Origin of the sequence: Nitrospira sp. BLG_1, from assembly GCF_047338595.1 — a bacterium.
Taxonomy (GTDB): Bacteria; Nitrospirota; Nitrospiria; order Nitrospirales; family Nitrospiraceae; genus Nitrospira_D.
Genome location: NZ_JBLFBO010000020.1, coordinates 12182 through 31991 on the forward strand (window position 1 = coordinate 12182; position 19810 = coordinate 31991).

17 protein-coding genes and 1 pseudogene are annotated in these 19810 nt (G+C 55.4%); 15 read left to right on the top strand and 3 right to left on the bottom strand.

Features of this window, described 5'->3' with window-relative positions; translation table 11 throughout:
- Positions 1 to 191: 191 nt before the first annotated feature.
- Entirely contained in the window at positions 192 to 1211 is a 1020-nt protein-coding gene (queA, locus tag ACMTNU_RS13890; protein WP_413935858.1) for a tRNA preQ1(34) S-adenosylmethionine ribosyltransferase-isomerase QueA, read from the top strand.
- A gap of 162 nt (positions 1212 to 1373) precedes the next feature.
- Here the strand turns inward: queA and ACMTNU_RS13895 are convergent, their stop codons facing one another.
- Positions 1374 to 2075: a SurA N-terminal domain-containing protein gene (locus ACMTNU_RS13895; protein WP_413935859.1), complete on the bottom strand. Its 702-nt coding sequence runs from the start codon at positions 2073 to 2075 to the stop codon at positions 1374 to 1376.
- 212 nt (positions 2076 to 2287) lie between these two features.
- Here ACMTNU_RS13895 and ACMTNU_RS13900 point away from each other — a divergent pair, with 212 nt between their 5' ends.
- From ACMTNU_RS13900 to ACMTNU_RS13955, 12 genes are all read left to right on the top strand, one after another.
- Positions 2288 to 2746 (top strand): RDD family protein, encoded by a 459-nt coding sequence (locus ACMTNU_RS13900; RefSeq protein WP_413935860.1) that lies wholly within the window; start codon positions 2288 to 2290, stop codon positions 2744 to 2746.
- 67 nt (positions 2747 to 2813) lie between these two features.
- Positions 2814 to 3863, top strand: coding sequence for a rod shape-determining protein (locus ACMTNU_RS13905; RefSeq protein WP_090742259.1), 1050 nt, complete (start codon positions 2814 to 2816; stop codon positions 3861 to 3863).
- A gap of 14 nt (positions 3864 to 3877) precedes the next feature.
- Positions 3878 to 4750 carry a rod shape-determining protein MreC gene (gene mreC, locus ACMTNU_RS13910; protein WP_413935861.1) on the top strand — a complete coding sequence of 291 codons (873 nt, stop codon included), beginning with the start codon at positions 3878 to 3880 and terminating at the stop codon, positions 4748 to 4750.
- Positions 4747 to 5247, top strand: coding sequence for a hypothetical protein (locus ACMTNU_RS13915; RefSeq protein ID WP_413935862.1), 501 nt, complete (start codon positions 4747 to 4749; stop codon positions 5245 to 5247). Before mreC ends, ACMTNU_RS13915 begins: the two co-directional genes overlap by 4 nt.
- An 8-nt stretch (positions 5248 to 5255) precedes the next feature.
- Positions 5256 to 7127 carry a penicillin-binding protein 2 gene (mrdA, locus tag ACMTNU_RS13920; RefSeq protein WP_413935864.1) on the top strand — a complete coding sequence of 624 codons (1872 nt, stop codon included), beginning with the start codon at positions 5256 to 5258 and terminating at the stop codon, positions 7125 to 7127.
- Positions 7124 to 8245: a rod shape-determining protein RodA gene (rodA, locus tag ACMTNU_RS13925; RefSeq protein ID WP_413935865.1), complete on the top strand. Its 1122-nt coding sequence runs from the start codon at positions 7124 to 7126 to the stop codon at positions 8243 to 8245. Before mrdA ends, rodA begins: the two co-directional genes overlap by 4 nt.
- A gap of 52 nt (positions 8246 to 8297) precedes the next feature.
- A complete protein-coding gene (locus ACMTNU_RS13930) occupies positions 8298 to 8429 on the top strand; it encodes a hypothetical protein (RefSeq protein WP_413935866.1) in 132 nt (43 codons plus the stop codon).
- The gene (locus ACMTNU_RS13935; protein WP_413935867.1) at positions 8408 to 9916 is read left to right on the top strand and encodes an Rne/Rng family ribonuclease; all 1509 of its coding nucleotides are present in this window, start codon (positions 8408 to 8410) and stop codon (positions 9914 to 9916) included. Before ACMTNU_RS13930 ends, ACMTNU_RS13935 begins: the two co-directional genes overlap by 22 nt.
- A 92-nt stretch (positions 9917 to 10008) precedes the next feature.
- The gene (dprA, locus tag ACMTNU_RS13940) at positions 10009 to 11127 is read left to right on the top strand and encodes a DNA-processing protein DprA (RefSeq protein ID WP_413935868.1); all 1119 of its coding nucleotides are present in this window, start codon (positions 10009 to 10011) and stop codon (positions 11125 to 11127) included.
- A 226-nt stretch (positions 11128 to 11353) separates the two neighbouring features.
- On the top strand, positions 11354 to 13693 hold the full coding sequence (gene topA, locus ACMTNU_RS13945) for a type I DNA topoisomerase (protein WP_413935869.1): 2340 nt from the start codon (positions 11354 to 11356) through the stop codon (positions 13691 to 13693).
- Positions 13694 to 13863: 170 nt separating this feature from the next.
- Complete coding sequence (locus ACMTNU_RS13950; protein WP_413935870.1) at positions 13864 to 14469, top strand: acyloxyacyl hydrolase; 606 nt, start codon at positions 13864 to 13866, stop codon at positions 14467 to 14469.
- Positions 14470 to 14618: 149 nt separating this feature from the next.
- Complete coding sequence (locus ACMTNU_RS13955) at positions 14619 to 15224, top strand: acyloxyacyl hydrolase (protein ID WP_413935871.1); 606 nt, start codon at positions 14619 to 14621, stop codon at positions 15222 to 15224.
- A gap of 129 nt (positions 15225 to 15353) precedes the next feature.
- Here the strand turns inward: ACMTNU_RS13955 and ACMTNU_RS13960 are convergent, their stop codons facing one another.
- Positions 15354 to 16391: a GDP-mannose 4,6-dehydratase gene (locus tag ACMTNU_RS13960; RefSeq protein ID WP_413935872.1), complete on the bottom strand. Its 1038-nt coding sequence runs from the start codon at positions 16389 to 16391 to the stop codon at positions 15354 to 15356.
- An 887-nt stretch (positions 16392 to 17278) separates the two neighbouring features.
- Between ACMTNU_RS13960 and ACMTNU_RS13965 the strand changes: the two are divergent.
- A pseudogene (locus ACMTNU_RS13965) lies at positions 17279 to 18540 on the top strand (TCR/Tet family MFS transporter).
- A gap of 143 nt (positions 18541 to 18683) precedes the next feature.
- Entirely contained in the window at positions 18684 to 19124 is a 441-nt protein-coding gene (locus ACMTNU_RS13970) for a thiol-disulfide oxidoreductase DCC family protein (protein ID WP_413935873.1), read from the top strand.
- Between the two features lie 192 nt (positions 19125 to 19316).
- Here the strand turns inward: ACMTNU_RS13970 and ACMTNU_RS13975 are convergent, their stop codons facing one another.
- Entirely contained in the window at positions 19317 to 19808 is a 492-nt protein-coding gene (locus ACMTNU_RS13975; RefSeq protein WP_413935874.1) for a HEPN domain-containing protein, read from the bottom strand.
- Positions 19809 to 19810 lie beyond the last annotated feature (2 nt).

Here is a 19810-nt window from a genome sequence, read left to right on the forward strand (position 1 = left end):
TCGTTCGTGAAACGTGAAGCGTATCTCGTTTCCGGAGTCGGAGACTTCACAATAGGCGAGGCTAAAACGGTTTTGTCACTCGACCTCTCAACATCGCTCAGGGTCGAGCCTGAGTGGGGTCGAAGGCTTGACGGTGCTCGGGACACTGTGCTGGTCGATGGGGCACGAACCATCATAAACAATGTGGGCTAATGCAACTGTCCGAGTTTGACTTTCCCTTTGACCCGTCCCTGGTTGCGTTGCTGCCGGTGAGCCCTCGCGATCGTGCGCGGTTGCTGCTTGTGGATCGAGTGAGGAAGCAGTTCGCACATCAGCATGTCGCGGATCTTCCGGGTCTGCTGAAGCCAGGGGACCTCCTTGTGGTGAATGATACCAAGGTCATGGCTGCGCGGGTGCCGGGAATCAAAAAGTCGACGGGAACGCCGGTCGAGGTGCTGTTTGTGAAGGAGCTGGGCGATCGACGATGGGAAATCATGGTGAAGGGGACGTTTCGAGTCGGGCAAGTCATCGAATTTGATCGACAATCCCACGCAACAATCGTCAAACGTGATGCAACAGGGACAGAGGTGGTGGTGCAGAGCTCCGTGCCGATCACACAGCTATTTGATGAACGAGGGGTCATGCCGCTTCCCCCATACATCAAACGCGTACCAACTCAAGAGGATCACCAGTGGTATCAGACTGTGTTTGCAAAGCACGAGGGTGCAATTGCTGCACCGACGGCAGGACTGCACTTTACCGAAGACCTGTTTCAACGACTGCGCGAAGCCTCCATCAACATTGCAACTGTGACCCTGCATGTCGGCCCCGGTACGTTCAAGCCGGTGACGACCGACCGGATCGAGGACCATCGGATGGGAGGAGAAGTGTTTCACGTCAGCGAGGATACGGCCAAGGCGATCGTCAAGACGAAATGTGCTGGTGGGCGGGTGGTTGCGGTCGGGACGACGGTCGTCCGGACGCTTGAAACGGTTATGAAAGAGAAGGGCGAGATGATGCCGTTGTCCGGCGAAAGCCGACTCTTCATCACCCCGGGATTTGAGTTCAAGATTGTCGATGCGATGATGACGAACTTTCACCTGCCCAAGACGACCTTGCTGATGCTGGTCTCAGCCTTCGCCGGGATCGACCAGATTCGCAGGGCTTACGAAGAGGCAGTCCAGGAGCGATATCGTTTCTACAGCTATGGCGACGCGATGTTGATACTTTAGCGTGGGATGGAATTCTAGAGGGATATGTTTCAACACTCTCGGCGCGAACAAGCCCTCCTAATTATTGAAAAATCTTCTTCATGCGCGCCGAGATCTTCGAAGGCTAGCTGAAAGAGGGAGCCTGTAGTCTGTTTGGCGGATGTATCGGAAAACAAGAGAGGCTTATAGCAGCTCCCGCCGGATGGTGATTGGAATCTTCGCTTTCATCGACTGCTGAAATGAGACGAGGGCGCGTTGCTGCTTTTGCAACAGCATGTCGTCCAGGACCCGTTGTTTGGCCTCAGCCATCTTCGCGGGGTCGTTACCATCCGCAGGTCTGGTCATGAGCGACTGCCCTTCGGCGATCTCCTCGGGCGTCAGGGCAACGGAATCTCGGACGATCATGCGGGCTTTGTTGGCCAAGACTTCCTGGTGCTGAATCGACTCAAATGTCGCCGGAGTGAGGTGATTCGCGGCAAGGATACGTTTATAGAGCTCCGGGTCGAAGGCGCCGTTCTTCTGAAAGACCGGTGTTTGCATGATCAATTCACGCAAGTCGGCGTCGGAGACTCGCACTCCCATCTCTTGGGCGGCGATGATCCACACGCGGCTGTCGACGAGTTGGCCCATGACGAAGTCCTTGAACTCCTCGTCTTTGAACTCGGTCTTGACGTTGTCCTTGTAGATCCGGTGCATGTTCTCGTAGGTACGCTTAAACTCATCGAGTGAAACCGATTGTTCGCCGACCTTGGCGACCGGTCCACCGGCCTGTTCACCGAATCCCCACCAGCCCATCGTAATGACAAAGGCAATGGCCAGGATCCCCATGATGGACTTCAACAGCCACGGATAGTTGTGTGATGCCTCTCGCATTGTCTTAATCATCAAACCCCTCTTTGCTTTTGTGAGGGTAACAGTGTACTTATGGGCTGGGCGGAAGGCAAGAGCCAGCTCTTAGGGTGTGTGGAGATTTCATGCGTGAGGTGTTCACGAGCTCTTTCGGGAGGGTACGAAAAAATATTCAGAAAAAGATGGCTCTTTGTTTGTGCAAGTTGGCCGATTTTGTTATACTTTGCCACTAATTAGAAGGAGATCCCTTGGGAGGGGAGGGGCCAGGCTCGACGTCGTTCGATTCAAGGGTTTATCCGAAGGCCCATGTGCTGAATCGGTTCATCGCGAAGTTGATTGACCTATTCATTGTCGTCGCTGCCGGCGAAATTGCTTCTCCGGTCGGTTTTCTTTCCGGGTTGACGTACATCCTGATTGCCGATGGGTTTGCGGGGGGGAAGAGTATCGGCAAACGGCTGGTCGGTTTGCAAACCGTGCGGGTGGATGGTCGGGGCACTGTCGGGTTTCGAGAGTCGATCATTCGGAATCTTCCACTGGGCGGTGCACAGGTTGCTTATGCGATCCCGTACATTGGGTGGCTTGCCTCTCTGGCGATTGTCGCGTTCGAAAGTTTTTTGATTATCGGGAATGAGCAGGGGCACCGCCTGGGCGATGAAGTGGCCCGGACACACGTGTTAGACGCTGGTCAACTGGCAGTTCCGGATTAAGTGCCATCGAGATCACGCACGCAAGCTGGACTCTGAATGGGCCAGCTCAGATGAAGGGAGAGATACCGTGGGGTTCCCGGGAGATGTGTTCGGTTGGTTTTCCGATGACCTAGCAATCGACTTAGGGACTGCAACGACCCTCGTCTATGTTCGTGGGAAGGGGATCGTCCTCAATGAACCCTCCGTGGTCGCGGTTGAGAAGAAGAGCGAAAAGGTCCTCGCCGTCGGCGCCGAGGCCAAGAAAATGCTCGGTCGCACTCCAGGGAACATTGTTGCGGTTCGGCCCATGAAGGAAGGTGTGATCGCCGACTTCGAGATGGCCGAACAAATGTTGAAGCATTTCATCCGGAAAGCCCATAACCGGAGTGCATTCGTTCGCCCACGGATCATTATTGGTGTTCCTTCCCGGATTACCCAAGTCGAGCAGCGGGCGGTCCGTGACTCGGCGGAATTGGCCGGTGCTCGGGAAGTCTATCTCATCGAGGAGCCGGTCGCTGCGGCGATTGGGTCAGGGCTGCCGATCACGGAGCCGTCCGGTAACATGGTCGTCGATGTGGGCGGTGGTACGACCGACATCGCGGTGATCTCGCTGGGCGGGATTGTCTATAGCGAGTCCGTCAAGGTCGCCGGCGATCGGATGGACGAAGCGATCATGAATTATATTAAGAAGAAGTACAATTTATTGATCGGCGAACATATGGCCGAGCGGATCAAGTTTGAAATCGGGTCCGCCTATCCGTTCGAAGAGCGGAAAACCATGATGATCAAAGGGCGGGATTTGATTACGGGGATTCCGCGCACATTGGTCATTGATGATGCCGAGATTCGTGAAGCATTGCACGAACCGATTGGGACTATTGTCAATGCCATCAAGATTGCATTGGAAAACACCCCACCCGAATTGGCTGGTGACATCATCGATCGCGGGATTGTGCTGACCGGTGGAGGCTCTCTATTGAAGGGGATGGACACGCGATTCCGTGAAGAAACGAATCTGCCGATCATTACGGTCGATGATCCGCTGACATCCGTGGTGTTGGGAGTCGGGAAGATTCTGGATGAATTGGACCTGCTCCGAAAAGTATCGGTCATGTCTCAGGCGAACAACCTCCGGTAAGGTCCCATCCCCTCATGTGGATGGTTAATTTACGCGTGACATCCAATGCCAGGCGTGTGGCCCTCGTTCTTGCCGTCGTCCTGATCCTCGGCTTTCTGCTTCTGCCAGGTCAACTCCAAAGTGTGTTTCAAGGCGTGGGTGGTCCGCTCGGATGGATCATCAGTTGGCCGCTGAGTGCCGTGGCTGGAGTTCATGATCGGATTGCTGGGGTGTGGGGCGGCTATGTCGCGCTCCAGGGGATAGAAGACGAGAATCGGCAGTTGAAACGAGAGTTGGAACTGCTGAAAGAACAGAACGGACAACTGCGAGAATCTGCCGCGGCCACCGAGCGGCTGGCAACCCTGCTGGAGTTCAAAAGGCAAGCCCTGCCCACATTGATCGCGGCTCAAGTCATCGGTCGTGATACCGGCAATTGGTACAAGACGATCATCGTGGATAAGGGGGCGTCCGACGGGATCTTGCCTGATCAGGGTGTGATCACTCCTGCGGGAGTTGTCGGCCGGGTTGTGAAAACGACGGCGTCTACCGCCGTGGTGTTATTGGTGACGGACCCGAATAATGCGATCGCGGGACTGATTCAGCGCACCAGAGACGAGGGAATTGTCGAAGGGACGACCCAGGGGCAGGCACGACTGAAGTATATCCCGCTATTGTCGGGTGCGCGCCCAGGTGATCGAGTTGTCACGTCGGGACTGGTTGAGGGGTTTCCGCGAGGACTCGCGATCGGCACCATCACGCGAATTGATAAAGAAGAGGAAGCCCTGTTCCAGTCCGCGGAACTGACACCTGAGGTTGATCCCAACCGGATTGAAGAAGTGCTCGTCATCCAGTCCTCTCTCGTACCGGCAGAAAAAGAACGATTGAGTATGCCAAGGCCTAAGCCATGAAGGCGTTGCTGTACAGTGTCGTCATCGTGGGGATTGTCCCAGTTCAGTCCGTACTGCTGCCGCATCTCACCCTCTGGGACGTGAAGCCGGATTTTGGTGTCGTGGCGGTGTGTTTGATCGGACTGATCAACGGAGAGCTGGATGGTTTGTTGGTCGGGGTGGCAGTCGGATGGGCGTTGAGTCTGTTTTCTGCACAGGATGTGCTCACCGGAGCCATGCTGAAGGGGGGGCTTGGGTTGGTCGCCGGTCTAGCGGGACGACAAATGGTGTATCTGAGCCCTCTCGTCCTCGTGTCGGGGTTGCTGGTGGTGTCGTGTCTGGCCGGACTTGTGACTCCGGTTGTGCTGAAGCTAAGTCCTCAACAAGATTTGTGGTGGGCGATCTGGAATGTGGCGTTGCCGCAAGCCTGTCTTGATGCGGTCATCGGTGGGGCAATCTACTGGCTGATGTGGAGTCAGTTCAACATCGAACAGTTGATGTCGGAATCCCGGATGTAGGCAGTGACGTGGCGACAGCTCATTATCCAGAAACAGAGGTTGGGGATCTTCATCGGCGGCTGGTCATTCTCCGTGTGGGGCTTCTGTTGGTTGTTGCGCTGCTCGGGCTTCGACTCTGGCACCTGCAGATTCGCGAAGGGCCCTATTATCGCGATTTATCTGAAAACAATCGGACCAGACAGGTCTTGCTGGAGCCGGCTCGCGGGTTGATCTATGACCGGCATGGGGTGCTTCTGGCGAATAACGTGCCGAGCTTTAGCCTCTATGTCACATTGGAGGACGTGAAGGATCGGGAGCTGTTGGTCAAGCAGCTGACCGATCTACTCGGTCTTGACGCCGCTCTTGTCCGAAAAAAACTGACGGCCAAGGGAAGTAAGCTCCTTCCGCGAAAGATCAAGGATCGCATGACGCTGCGCGATGCGACGCTGGTGGAATCGCACCGGCTTGATCTGCCCGGGGTCATGATCCAGGTGGAGTCGCAGCGCAATTATCCTGGTGGTATGACGGCCGCTCACATCTTGGGCTATGTGGGGGAAATTTCCGGAGAGCAACTGGAGAAGCCGGAATTTCTTGATCTCCATCAAGGCAGTGTCGTGGGACAGTATGGGGTGGAAAAGTCCTATGATCGACACATGCGAGGCGTCGCTGGGCAGAAGAATGTGGAGGTCGATGCGCTCGGTCATGAGAAAAGGGCCACGGTGGTCGACAGGCCGCAGGCCGGCAATGATCTGTATTTGACCATTGATGCGCGACTGCAGAAGGTGGCCGAAGACTTGCTCGGTGAAGAGCATGGAGCCATTGTCGCGCTTGATCCGACCAGCGGGGATATTCTGGCCATGGCCAGTCGGCCAGGCTTCGATCCTAATGTCCTCTCGCGAGAACTCACTGCCAAACAGTGGGTGGAAATCGTTCAAGATGAAGGGCGCCCGCTGAACAATCGCGCCTCACAGGGGCAGTATCCGCCAGGCTCGACCTTCAAGATTCCAATGGCCATTGCCGCGTTGGAAACGAAAACCATGACACCGTCGAGCACCGTCTTCTGTAACGGAGGCTACCAATTCGGGAAACGGCTCTACCATGACTGGAAGGCCGGTGGACATGGGTACGTTGACCTCCACAACGCCTTGGTCCATTCCTGCGACGTGTACTTTTATACGGTCGGGCAACGAATGGGGATCGATGTGATGGCGGAATTCGGCAAGGACTTCGGTCTTGGGAAGGCGACCGGGGTGGAGTTGCCGTCGGAGCGATCGGGGATCATGCCGTCGACGGCGTGGAAGCAGAAGGCCAAGAACGAGCAATGGCTACCGGGCGAAACCATTTCAGCCGCGATCGGTCAAGGCTATGTCACGGTGACTCCATTGCAGATGGCGAGTTTAGTCGGCACCGTTGCCAATAACGGCGTCAGTTACCGCCCTCGACTGGTCCAAGCAGTGATGGACCGAACGACCGGGAATCTGATGGAGATCCCGGCGGTCCCACGCGGAAAACTCTCCGTGAAGCCGGAAACCTTTCGTCTTATCAAAGACGCGCTTGCCGATGTCGTGACAAAGGGGACCGCAACACGGGCAAAGTCGTCAGTGGTGACGATTGCAGGGAAAACCGGCACCGCCCAGGTGGCGGCTCTCCGCACTGGGCCTGAGGAAAGTATTCCCAAAAAGTTCAGAGACCATGCATGGTTTGTGGCTTTTGCGCCCGTCGAGTCACCCAAGATCGCTGTGGCTGTGATTGGTGAGCATATGGGGCACGGGGGGGCCGCGGCGGCGCCGCTGGCAAAGGAAGTCATCGAAACCTATATGAAACTTGCCCCACAGGTTCCAACGGTCACCTCGGATCGTCCCACTATGGAAGGGCCAGGGCGTTTCTCAAACGACTCATGATCAATCGGTTGACTGAACATCGGGAACTCGATAGTTTCGACATTCGCTACGTGGCGTTGATTCTCGCCATTCTCGGGATCGGCGTCCTCTCGATTTACAGTGTGACGTACGGGCAGCGTGGCGTCGGGACCCCGTATTATCTCAAGCAACTCATCTGGATCGGGGTCGGCTCAGCGGCCTTCCTCATCATGTGGGCGTCGGATTATCACCACCTTGCACGGTTTGCCTATCCGGCCTATGCCGTGATCTTGGTGATGCTGGTCGTCGTCTTGTTCGAGGGGCGAACGAGCAAGGGGGCTCAGCGATGGATCGCCTTGGGTCCGTTGAGTTTCCAACCGTCGGAGTTTGCGAAGCTCATTCTCGTCTTGGTCCTGGCCCACTACTACTCGAAAGCGCCAAGGGTGGGGTGGTTACAGCGAGTCATCGTCCCAGGGCTGCTGGTGTTGCCAGGCCTTCTTCTCATCTTGAAACAGCCGGATTTGGGCAGCGGGCTGAGCTTTGTTGCAGTCTATGCAGCGATGTTACTCATGGTAGGAGTTCGGTCACAAGCCTTAGGTGTGATCTTGCTCTTCTCGATCATGCTGTTTCCCTTCGCCTGGGAAGGGGTCTGGGGGTCCTTGCATGATTACCAGCGACAGCGCATTATGGCGTTCGTTGATCAAGACTATGATCCAGGCGGGAAGGGCTACCATGCGCTGCAATCGAGAATTGCCATAGGATCAGGAGAACTGTTGGGGAAGGGGCTCTACGGCGGGACCCAAAGTCAGCTGAAATTCTTGCCGGAGGGGCATACCGACTTTGTGTTTGCCGTGTTTGCGGAGGAATGGGGATTCATGGGTGTGCTGGTGTTGTTGGCGTTGTTTGTTGGGTTGATCTGGCTCTCGTTGGAAATTGCGTCCAAAGCCAAAGATCAGCTGGGAGCGTTGCTCGCCGCCGGGATCGTGGCGATGCTCTGTTTTTGTGTGGTGGTCAATATCGGGATGACGGCGGGCATGTTTCCGATCGTCGGTATCCCGTTGCCGCTTGTGAGCTACGGCGGAAGTGCTACGATTATGACCATGGCGGCCTTGGGCTTGTTACTGAATGTCAAACGTAAGCGGTTAAGTTTATTTTATTGAGTCATGTCGGACGACTGAACCACAGCGGTTCAGTGTTCAGTGAGATATTAGCGTGTCTATCGCTAATGGAGCTGATCGGATGGATAAGGTGGAGATCCGGGTCGTTGCCCGCATCACTCGCTTGACCTCAGCCCTGGTGGCGATGAAACAAAAGGAGTGTGTATGGGAAATGAAATTGCGATAACGCTCGCGCGAGAAGAAACTCGTGTGGCCGTGCTTGACGGCGGTGTCGTCACGGATTTATTCGGAGACCGCGCGAAGCATAAAGATTTTGTGGGCAATATTTACAAAGGCCGGGTGGCGAAGGTCTTGCCGGGGATGCAGGCCGCCTTCGTGGATATCGGGCTGGAGAAGGCCGCGTTTATGCACGTCTCCGACTTGTTGGTGGAGGCGGAGCCCGGTGATCTATTGGTGGAAGCGGAAGAAGACGAGAAAGATTCCGATATGCTCAGGCCGAAGCGGCAAAGTGCGAAGCCGATCGAGCAGCTTTTGAGCGAAGGGCAGGAACTGATGGTGCAGATCTCAAAGGGGCCGATCGGCACGAAGGGGTCTCGAGTCACGACCTATGTGTCGCTGCCTGGGCGGTATCTGGTGTTCATGCCGAACGTCGATCATATCGGCGTCTCTCGACGGATTCCACGAGATGAGGAACGGGCCAGGTTGAAGGACATCATGCGCCGGGTGCGGCGGCCGGGGTATGGGTATATCGTGCGAACGGTCAGCGAAGGGGTCAAGGAAGATGAGCTGAAATCCGACGTCGACTTTTTGCACGTCCTCTGGCAGGACATTTTGACCAAACGGGAACAGCTTCCGGCCCCGGCATTGCTCCATTCGGACTTGAGTCTCAGTTTTCGTGTCGTCCGGGACTTGTTCAGTAAGAAAGTGGATCGGCTCTGGATCGATTCACGAGAGGAATACGATGCCATTCGGAGCTTTGTTCAGCGGTTTTCTCCTGAGCAAACGGCGAGGATTCAACTCTATGACAAAGACGAGCCGTTGTTCGACCATCTCGGTGTGGAACAGGAGATCGTCCGAGCCTTAAGCCGGAAGGTCTGGTTGAAGTCGGGCGGCTATCTGGTGATCGATCATACCGAGGCGATGACGGTGATCGACGTCAATACGGGGCGGTTTGTCGGAAAGCGAGATCAAGAGGAAACGATCTTGCGGAACAATCTGGAGGCAGCCAAAGAGGTGGCCTACCAGCTCAAGCTGCGTGGCATCGGCGGGATCATCATCGTCGATTTTATCGATATGGAGCGGGAAAAGAATCGGGACAAGGTCTACCATGCGCTTGTGGACGCCATGGGTTCGGACAAGGCACGGACCAGGATCTCTCGGATCTCGGATCTTGGGTTGATCGAGATTTCCCGTGAGCGTGTGCGAGAGGATCTCTTGCGGTCGTTGTCGGAGCCCTGTCGGTATTGTGACGGTCGGGGATATACGAAGTCCCCCACGACCGTCGCGTATGAGATTTTTCGGGAGATCCGACGGATCGAGCCGTCTGTGGATCAGCAACGGATTATCGTGGGAGCGCATCCGACGGTCGCCGAGCTCCTCCAGGACGAAGAGCGTCAGAGCGTGGAATCTCTTGAACGAGACTGCACGGCAAAAATCATCGTGACGCCGGACAGTCAGTTACATCTGGAGCAGTACGATCTCGTCGTGTTGTAGCGGCGTGCCGTGTCAGCCGGTGGTTGCGCGCGAGGTCGCAAGCATCCTTCCTGCCGTTCTATGACTCTCCCAGTGTATGATCGAGGCCGAGCATGGACGAAGCCTTCTTGACGCAGTGGCTCTCGCTTCGAGCCGTGGACGGTGTCGGCGATCGGACGTTACTGAAGCTCATCCACGCCTTTGGATCATCCAATGCCGTGCTGCATGCGCCCAGTGGTGATTTGGTCGCGGCAGGGTGCAGCTCTGATTTGGCAGACGCTATTCGCCGGGGGCCGTCAGCAGAGATTCGCCGGCAGATCGATCACCAAGTCACGGCAGTTGCGCGCCTCAAGGTTCGGATCCTCACGTTCTTTGACGACAACTACCCCGTGCGCTTGAAAGCCATTCCCGATCCGCCACCGTTGTTGTACGTGAGTGGGGAGCTGTTGCCACAGGATGCGGTGGGAGTGGCCATTGTCGGGGGAAGACGGGCGACTCCCGCTGGAAGAGTGGTTACAGAAGAAATAGCAAAGGACCTCGCGAAATGCGGCGTGACCATTGTCAGTGGTTTGGCGCGTGGGATCGATGCGGCGGCTCATCGTGGCGCACTCGCAGGTAAGGGACGAACGATTGCGGTCCTGGGCTGTGGTATCGATCGAACCTATCCGTCTGAACATCAGGCGCTTCGGCGAACCATCGAATCGCACGGAGCCGTTCTCTCGGAACTGCCGATCGGTGCGGCTCCTCAAAGTCATCACTTTCCGCGGAGAAATCGGATCATCAGCGGGCTGTCGATCGGTGTGCTGGTCAGCGAGGCAGCGACCGATAGTGGGTCGTTGATCACGGCGAGGTTGGCGCTCGAACAGGGACGAGACGTGTTCGCAGTGCCTGGTTCCATTAAAGAGGAAGCCTGTCGAGGCTCAAATCGCCTGATCAAGGAGGGCGCAAAACTGATCGAAGGCGCACGCGATATTCTGGATGAGATTCTGCCGCAAGTCGATGCACGGCAACGGGCGATGTTGCACGTGGATCGCATCGTAGCCGATGCCGTGGTTCCGTTGCGTCACGAAGAGGCGACCGTCTACGAAGCGCTGTCCTATGAAGCCCGGTCGGTCGATGCCGTGATCGAAAGCACCGGGCTGCATGCTGCTCAAGTGGTCGCGACATTACTTTCCTTGGAGTTGGGAGGGCGTATCCGTCAGTTACCCGGTCAACAATACATCCGTCTCTGACCAGGATGTCAGAAAGCTCTTTCAGGTTCACAGTGGTCACGCTTGAAGATCACGTGGAGTGAACCTCGATTTTCCAATCGGCATTCACCTGTTTGTGTTCGCTCGAAACGCCTGACGACAGCGTTGCGGGAAAGCCTATCAACTGGTGCCGACTGCCAATCTAGTTGCATGAATCTTCGATATTTGGTACGGATGATACAGTTTGCAAGGCGGAAACGGGGTTGCTATGGCAAAAAATCTGATTATCGTTGAGTCGCCGACCAAGGCGAAGACGATTACGAAATATCTGGGCCGCGGTTATACGGTCATGGCGTCGGTCGGACATGTCAAAGACCTGCCGACCAGTAAGCTGGGCGTGGATCTCGAGAATGATTTTGAGCCGCAGTACGTCACGATCAAGGGCAAGTCGAAGGTGTTGTCTGAGATCAAGAAGAAAGCGGAAGAGGCGGACAAGGTGTTTCTGGCCCCGGACCCAGATCGCGAAGGGGAGGCCATTGCCTGGCATCTTGAGCAAGAGCTGCTTGGAAAGTCGAAGAAGAAAAAGCAGGAGGGAAAGATTTTCCGAGTGTTGTTCAACGAGATCACCCAATCGGCGATCAAACGCGCGCTGCAATCGCCGGGTGAAATCGATATGAACCTGGTCAATGCGCAGCAAGCCCGCCGTGTTCTGGACCGTATCGTCGGTTATCAAGGCAGTCAGTTGCTCTGGAACAAGGTGCGACGCGGTCTCAGTATGGGCCGAGTGCAGTCGGTGGCGATGCGATTGATTTGTGAGCGCGAAGCGGAGCGGGAGGCCTTTCGCAGCGAAGAGTACTGGTCGATTACCGCGTTGCTGGCCGGTGCCAATCCACCGTCCTTTGAAGCGAAACTCCATAGTATCGATGGCGGCGAGGCCTCGATTGAACATGCCGAACAGGCCGGTCGCATTATCGGCGAGGTTCAAGGCAAGACATTCGTCGTCCAATCGATTGAACGCCGCGAAAAGAAGCGCAACCCTGTGGCACCGTTCATTACCAGTCGGCTGCAGCAGGAGGCGTCGCGCAAGTTGCATTTTTCGCCGAAGAAGACCATGACGCTGGCGCAGCAGTTGTATGAAGGGATCGAAATCGGCGCCGAAGGGGCGACGGGGTTGATCACCTACATGCGAACTGATTCACCGCGTATTTCCAATGAGGCGATGGCCGACGCGCGGGAGGTGATCCAGTCGCGATTTGGATCGGAGTATCTTCCGGCCACGCCGAATGTGTACAAGACGTCAAAGGCCGCGCAGGAAGCGCATGAAGCAATCAGGCCGACATCCGCGGCGCGTGATCCGGAGTCGATCCGCCAGTACTTGGAACAGGATCAATACAATCTGTACAAGTTGATCTGGAATCGATTTATTGCGTCGCAGATGGTGCCGGCGATCTTGGATGTGACCCGCATCGATTCATCACCGCTTGGGACGACGGCCCGGTACATCTTCCGCTCAACCGGAACCGTCGTGAAGTTTCCTGGGCACACCATCGTCTATATGGAGGGCGTCGATAAGGAAGCTCCCTCACAAAAGCCCAAGGCTGACCAGGAGGCGGACGACGACGAACGGCAGCTGCCGGCGTTGTCAGAAGGGGAACGGTTGCGGCTCGTGGAACAAGAGGCACAGACAGTGCCGGGATTGCTCTCGAAGCAGCATTTTACGCAACCGCCGCCACGGTACAATGAAGCCCTGCTGATCAAGGAGCTGGAAGAAAAAGGGATCGGGCGCCCGTCCACGTATGCGGCCATTATTTCAACCATCCAGGACCGTAAGTATGTGGAGAAAACCGAAGGCCGGTTGGTTCCCACCGAGACGGGGAAGACGGTCAATGATTTTCTGTTGAAGGGATTCCCGCAGCTCATCAACGTCGATTTCACCTCACAGCTCGAAGAACAGCTGGATGCCGTCGAAGAGGGGAATAAACAGTGGGTCGCGGCCGTTCGAGATTTTTACGCACCGTTCACCATGGAAATGGAGCGTGCCAAGACGATTCCCGGCCCCAAAGATATCGTCGAGCCACCGACCAATATCCCATGCGAGAAGTGCGGCCGGATGTTGGAAATCAAATGGGGACGGAACGGCAAGTTTCTCGCCTGCCCGGCCTATAAGGACGATCCGCCGTGTAAGAATACCCAAAACTTCGAGAAGCTACCGGACGGGACAATTAAAATTGTCCCCAAGGAAGAAATTACCACTGATCAGAAGTGCGACAAATGCAGTAGCCCCATGGTGGTGAAGACCGGACGATTCGGGAAGTTCATCGCCTGCTCGGCTTATCCGCAGTGTAAGACCACCAAACCCCTGGCGTTGGGCGTCAAGTGTCCTCAGCCAGATTGCGGCGGTGATCTGGTGCAGAAGCGAACGAAGAAGGGCCGATCGTTCTTTGCCTGCAGTAACTATCCGAAGTGCGAATATGCGTTGTGGGATCGTCCGATCCCCAAGGCCTGCCCCACCTGCCAGGCGCCGTTCCTGGTCGAAAAAGTCAGCAAACAGGACGGTCGGAGCGTGCAATGCCGCAATCAGGACTGTGGCTATCGTGAGGCGGGATGACATAGCAGGCTCCTCTCGTTCATTCCCCCAGAGATCATTCAGCGGTTCGTTCCTCTCTTCGTCACTCACCTCCTGGATCGTGTCGCCATTTCTCTCCTCCACCCGTGTATACTGCCGCAGATGGCGGGGTTTCAAGAAACCGTAACAATGTCGATGTTTCTGTTTCATCTATGACACGCATCAACTTGGTATGCGCGATGGTCCTGCTTTCAGCAGGCCTGACGTGTTTGCCAGCCGCTGCTGCAGACGATCAGCCGTCATCACGGATTGGACAGCAGTCAGTTGGGCTTGTGGCCGGGGGAATGCTGCCCGTTCGCTTGTTGGAGTCCCAGGCCTCAAAACTCAACGGAGTCGCGGTCCATCCCTCGTGGCAGATCACGCTGACTGATCCGATTGGGGACAGCTGGTGGAGTGGGACGATGGCACTGGGGGCAGAAGCTGCATTCTTAGGAGTGACAGAACCAACCGGGGCCTATGGGATCGGATTTGCCCCAAAAGTCATTTACACGTTCACCTCATTCGGTCCACTCCAACCTTATATTGAAGGCGGTGGTGGCCCACTCTGGACGAATTTCGACGGCCGGATTCGGGAACAAGGGTCGGACTTCAATTTTCTGGTCTGGGGTGGGGCTGGCGCGAGGTATGAGCTCACTGCACAATGGGGGCTGATCGCCGGAGTCCGTTTCAGCCACATCTCCAACGCCGGCATCGATAGCCCGAACAGCGGGCTCAATTACCTGCTGCCGTTTGCCGGAGTCTCCGCGAAGCTCTTCTAATTTTTCTAGGCCATACAATTAGTCAAAAAACTCTAGGCTTGTGGGATTGCTGCATGTACTCTGGGTAAGGCCCGCTCTTGGGCCCTTGGAAGTGAGTTTTGCAGAGATGTCTCGTGCGAAGACACGAATGAACGGGGGTACTTAGCGAGATGTTTATCCTTCGAGTGTGTGCCGTGACGGTCTTGTTCTATGTCGGCTTGGCGTGGCTGTCTCCGATTTCGGCCGAGGAATCATCGGGGGGGATGGTTGGGAAACAGACCGTTGGGGTGGTCGTCGGCGGAATGTTGCCGGTGCGGTTGACAGACGGACAGTCGTCCAAACTGAACGGAGTGTCCGCCCATCCTTCGTGGCAAATGACAGTCACCAATCCGATCGGCAACGAGTGGTGGAGCGGTACGATCGCCCTGGGAGTCGAGGTGGCTCTGTTAGGGATCGCGGAGCCAACCGGTGCGTATGGCGTGGGATTCACACCGAAGGCGGCCTATACGTTCACTTCCTTCGGCCGGCTGAAGCCGTATATCGAAGGCGGTGGCGGTCCACTCTGGACGAATTTCCAAGGGCGAATCCCCGAGCAAGGGTCGGACTTCAATTTTCTGGTCTGGGGTGGGGCAGGTGTAAGCTACGATTTGACCACGTATTGGGCTCTCAATGCCGGCGTGCGCTTCAGCCACATCTCCAACGCCGACACCGATACTCCGAACAGAGGAATCAATTATATGCTACCGTTTGCCGGCGTTTCTGCGAAGATCTTCTGATCAATAGGATGGGATCGAGGTCACTGTTCTCCTGGACTTCCCCAAAATGTAAACGCTGAAGAAGCAGGCGTATCTCAGGCCTAGCTTGATACTCACTTCACTGTTCTTGTCATTTAAGAGTTTTTGTCGTTAGGCGACAGTCCTTCGGAGCCAATCATAGTTTCTCTGGTTCTTCTCTGATAAATCGGAAAAGTGTTCGCGATACCAGGACACTGTACGCTCAAGGCCTGTTGTGAAATTGTAGGACGGATGCCAATCGAGATATTGCCTTGCTTTTTTGCAGGAAAGCTCCATGTTCGGTATTTCCGTCGCACTATTCTGGTTCACGACAACCTCAACCGGCACATCAAGCAATCGGCAAACCTGTTTCACAATATCGAGAACTTCAACGTGCTCGCCGTACGAGAAATTAAACGCTTCTCCGTACAGAGTCTCGTCCTCTGAAAGCCGCTGGGCCAGCAGGAGCTGCGCTTCTACGGCATCCTCAATGTACAAGAAATCTCGCGTGAACCGGCCATTGGATCGGAGAGCTGGAGTGTTGCCCTGCATAATGCTTTGGACGACTCCGGGAATGAGACGAGTGAAATTGAAGTCGTATCCGCCAAAATAATTCCCACAGCGGGTGACGGCCACCGGTAATTGGAACATCTTCCCATAGCTTTGGGCGGCATGATCCTGGGACGTTTTGGCGACTTCGTACGGGTGCAGCGGCTGAAGCGGGGAATCCTCCAGGTAGGGTGTCGGCTGACGACCGTACACCTTGTCGGTTGAACTGATGACCGAGATGCAGTTCGGATGATGCTGTCTGAGAAAATCTAGAATCTGCCATGTGCTGATGGCCGAGGATCGGAAGCACTCCAAGGGTTCCTCGAGCACGCGATGCACATCCGCGCCATACGCCGTATGGAACAAGACGTCAATCGGGTAGTCGTCAAAGATTTGTTCAATCAACGCTTGGTCAGAAACATCACCCCAGTAAACCGTGACGGATGGGGAGTCATCAAATGATTCCAGAAAGAACTGGGAGTTCGGCTTGTGGGAACGGACGAGCGCCACGACCTGTGCGCCGTACTCGAGGAGGCGGCGCATCAACCAGCCTCCCAGAAACCCGGTGGCACCCGTCACCAAGACTGTTTTTCCGGACCAGAAGGAAGATGTGTTATGCATGGTGTGGAACCTTTCAGAATCGAGCAGAGTTCAGTAAGGCCATTGTCCCGATGACCCGTTCACAGAAGTTGTAATCTAAAGAAATGAGAATACATACCGTGCGAAACCCTTGCATCATTACTGTGCGATATCGAACGCAACATCTGTGCTTAAAAGGCACTGGTTGAATACATCAAAGAAGTCAGTCTGTTCGGATACTGGAACAAGTGTGAATCTTTTTCCAAGTGAAGGTGTGCTGACAGTAATTTGGGTAACAGTTTCTAGTGAAAAGAGACGCGTATACTAAGAGTATCAATCAGATATGTGCGCTGCATCGATGGGAAATGGTAAGGAGCGGAGGTGTATGGTTTAGGCTATAGCCGTACAGGCTCTTTTCAATGGTTGGTGGTGATTCAGGATGGCGGGATCATTGCTAAAACGCCTCCAGACGATCAGAAAATCTCAATCTGAGACGACCGATCCATCCTTTCGAATTTCAAGTCAGACGTTGGCGCTGACGCCGTAACCGGCTATAACTGGTACCAGAATCTGAATAGGCTGTGTTGTGAGTTCACACGATTGAACAAGAGGCTGAGTCTCAGCGATTGATCAGCTCGCGTTACCACCATGACAAATCCTGCTTGGTCCAGAGGGAAACGGTATTGCGCTCGTGAGGGCCATCATTGAGGCATCGACGGGAGTGAGGCGGAAGGCATTACTGAATGGATATGAACAATGGGTACATTGAAGCAACTGATGTTGTATGGAATGCCTTGTGCCGCCATGCATAGTACAAGATCCGATCTCACCAAACCGACCTGCGCAGGTTCTGAATGACAGACAGTTCTTGCTTAGTTCTTCAGACGGTGAAAGGCGTTGGTTGAAGGCCAATCTGCTAGGATGCGGTGATGTACCACCCACCGGCCACAAGCCCACCACGCCAAGCTGCAGTCCTCTTCATCCTCATCACCGTCCTTCTCGATATGCTGTCGTTCGGCATCATCATTCCGGTGCTGCCGAAACTCGTCGAGGAATTTTTCTCCGGCGACACGGCACAGGCTGCAGTCCTTTACGGGCTGATGGGAACAGCCTGGGCCTTCATGCAGTTCTTCTGTTCGCCGATCCAGGGCGCGTTGTCTGATCGATTCGGCCGCGTCCAGTGGTGCTGCTATCCAATCTAGGCTTGGGACTCGACTACATTGTGATGGCACTCGCGCCGAACGTCGCCTGGCTCGTTGTAGGCCGCGTCATTTCTGGGATGGCCTCCTCCAGCTTCAGTACCGCCGGCGCCTATATCGCCGACGTGACGCCGCCGGAACAGCGAGCTGCGGCGTTCGGCAAGATCGGCATGGTCTTCGGCCTCGGCTTCATCATCGGTCCCGCCTTGGGCGGCTGGCTGGGTGCGATTGATCCAAGATTGCCGTTCTGGGGAGCGGCGGCACTCAGTCTCATGAACGCCTGTTACGGTTATTTCGTGCTTCCCGAATCCTTGCCGCCGGATAAGCGCATGCAATTTCGCTGGACGCGGGCCAACCCGGTCGGCTCGCTCGTGCTCTTGCGCTCACATCACGAACTCTTCGGTCTTGCGACCGTGGCATTCTTCGGCTATCTGGCTCACGCGGTGTTGCCGAGCGTCTCGGTTTTGTATATGGGCTATCGCTATGGGTGGGGACCGGCCTCGGTTGGACTGATGATGGCGGGTGTTGGACTGGCGGCAATGATTGTGCAGGGTGGGTTGATCGGTCCCATCACCGCTCGGTTTGGCGAACGCCGCACGCTGCTGCTCGGCTTACTGTGTGGAGCAGTCGGATTTTCCGTTTATGGTATTGCGCCGGAGGGCTGGATCTTCTGTCTCGGCATTCCCGTCATGGCCTTCTGGGGACTTGCCGGTCCATCAAATCAAGCGCTCATGACACGCCACATCAGTAGTTCTGAGCAGGGCCAGCTGCAGGGTGCCATCGCCAGCATCAACGGCATGACCGGCATGATCGGCCCGACCCTCTTCACCCAGACCTTTGCCTTCTTCATCCAGTCCCATTCTCCTCTCAGTCCTCAGCCCTCAACCCTCAGCCCTTCCCTGGATTTTCCAGGCGCCCCGTTCATCCTCGCTTCGCTCATGCTTCTCAGTGCTGCCGTGATCGCCTGGCGTACGACGAAAGCAAGAAAGTAGAGCAGTGGCGTCAGTGGTGAGCACTACATTAGTATGCGTGCGTGCTATCACATCCCCGGTGGATCGTACCGACTGTGGTAGAGCACTATATTCAGTCGTGGGAGAGGTAATGAGGTTCTGCCTGACGGGTCACGAGGTCGTCGATGACATACCAGTGTGATCTTGCTCTACATGAATGGGCCAAATACGAACGGCTGATTCTCTTCGACGGGGTCTGCAATTGGTGCAATGCCTGGGTAAATTTCGCGATCGCCCATGATCCAGGCGGGCAGTTTAAGTTCGGGACACTCCAGTCCGAACCGGCGCAACGCATTCTGCGCGACCTGAAGTTGTCCATTACGGACTATCAGACCTTCCTCTTGCTGGAAGGGGGCCATGTCTCTACCAAGTCCACGGCGGCGCTCAGGGTGCTGCGACAACTCTCCTGGTGGTGGCCTCTGTATTATGTAGGCGTGCTGGTGCCGGGTCCTCTCCGAGATGTGATCTATGATTTCGTGGCGCGTCACCGCTATCGGTGGATGGGTCGAACGGCCACCTGTCGCGTTCCCACTCAGGCAGAACGTGAGCGATTTGTGGGATTATGAAGAGCGGTATGCCGAAGGGCGGAGATGCCTTGCGCGATCCAGTTAACAAAGACGTCCGACCCCCTCATATGTTCACCGAACTTGCGCCGCAACCGGTGCAGCGGGCGAGGAAACTTTGGCCAGTGCCCTGATTCTTTGAGATAGGTGACTCTTTTATTTCAGAGCCGTCGACCCCTAAAGCACACTTGCAACTTAGGGGTAGTAATTCTGCTGATTGATGTTGCATTGGTTTTCAATGAACTCAACTACTGCAACACTCTTGGCGAGATATTCCTTTAGCCTTGCTAAGGTGATCCCTGAGTCCTTTCCATGTGCAATCAGATGGCGGTTTGACATTATTGCGTCGATGGCTTCTCGCCTACCATCAGAGTTTAAAAATGTTGCTAGTTCCTCTTCCCACGCTTTGTTGAATGCTTTTGCGGTCTCTTCAAACCTCCTGGCCTTTGGATTCTGCATCTTTCTTAGCGTCGACTCCACATAGTCTCCTACTGCTGGGGCAGAACAGGCCCTCGCATATTGTGAATATACATCGATAATGGCGTTCTCCAAGAATCCAGCGGATAGTACGCATATATAGCGAGCAAAGTGAGCCTGAAGCTCGAGTTGGTCTGCATTGAGTGCATTGGCCTGTGAGATTAGCCAATGCAGCCGTTGGATCTGGCGTGAGAGGGCCTGCAACCTCATCC

Bases quoted from the DNA above. Each gene is read 5' to 3' on its own strand.
- queA (WP_413935858.1), top strand. From the start codon at position 192: ATGCAACTGTCCGAGTTTGACTTTCCCTTTGACCCGTCCCTGGTTGCG.
- ACMTNU_RS13895 (WP_413935859.1), bottom strand. From the start codon at position 2,075: ATGATTAAGACAATGCGAGAGGCATCACACAACTATCCGTGGCTGTTG.
- mreC (WP_413935861.1), top strand. From the start codon at position 3,878: ATGTGGATGGTTAATTTACGCGTGACATCCAATGCCAGGCGTGTGGCC.
- ACMTNU_RS13915 (WP_413935862.1), top strand. From the start codon at position 4,747: ATGAAGGCGTTGCTGTACAGTGTCGTCATCGTGGGGATTGTCCCAGTT.
- rodA (WP_413935865.1), top strand. From the start codon at position 7,124: ATGATCAATCGGTTGACTGAACATCGGGAACTCGATAGTTTCGACATT.
- ACMTNU_RS13935 (WP_413935867.1), top strand. From the start codon at position 8,408: ATGGGAAATGAAATTGCGATAACGCTCGCGCGAGAAGAAACTCGTGTG.
- dprA (WP_413935868.1), top strand. From the start codon at position 10,009: ATGGACGAAGCCTTCTTGACGCAGTGGCTCTCGCTTCGAGCCGTGGAC.
- topA (WP_413935869.1), top strand. From the start codon at position 11,354: ATGGCAAAAAATCTGATTATCGTTGAGTCGCCGACCAAGGCGAAGACG.
- ACMTNU_RS13950 (WP_413935870.1), top strand. From the start codon at position 13,864: ATGACACGCATCAACTTGGTATGCGCGATGGTCCTGCTTTCAGCAGGC.
- ACMTNU_RS13955 (WP_413935871.1), top strand. From the start codon at position 14,619: ATGTTTATCCTTCGAGTGTGTGCCGTGACGGTCTTGTTCTATGTCGGC.
- ACMTNU_RS13960 (WP_413935872.1), bottom strand. From the start codon at position 16,391: ATGCATAACACATCTTCCTTCTGGTCCGGAAAAACAGTCTTGGTGACG.
- ACMTNU_RS13970 (WP_413935873.1), top strand. From the start codon at position 18,684: ATGACATACCAGTGTGATCTTGCTCTACATGAATGGGCCAAATACGAA.
- ACMTNU_RS13975 (WP_413935874.1), bottom strand. From the start codon at position 19,808: ATGAGGTTGCAGGCCCTCTCACGCCAGATCCAACGGCTGCATTGGCTA.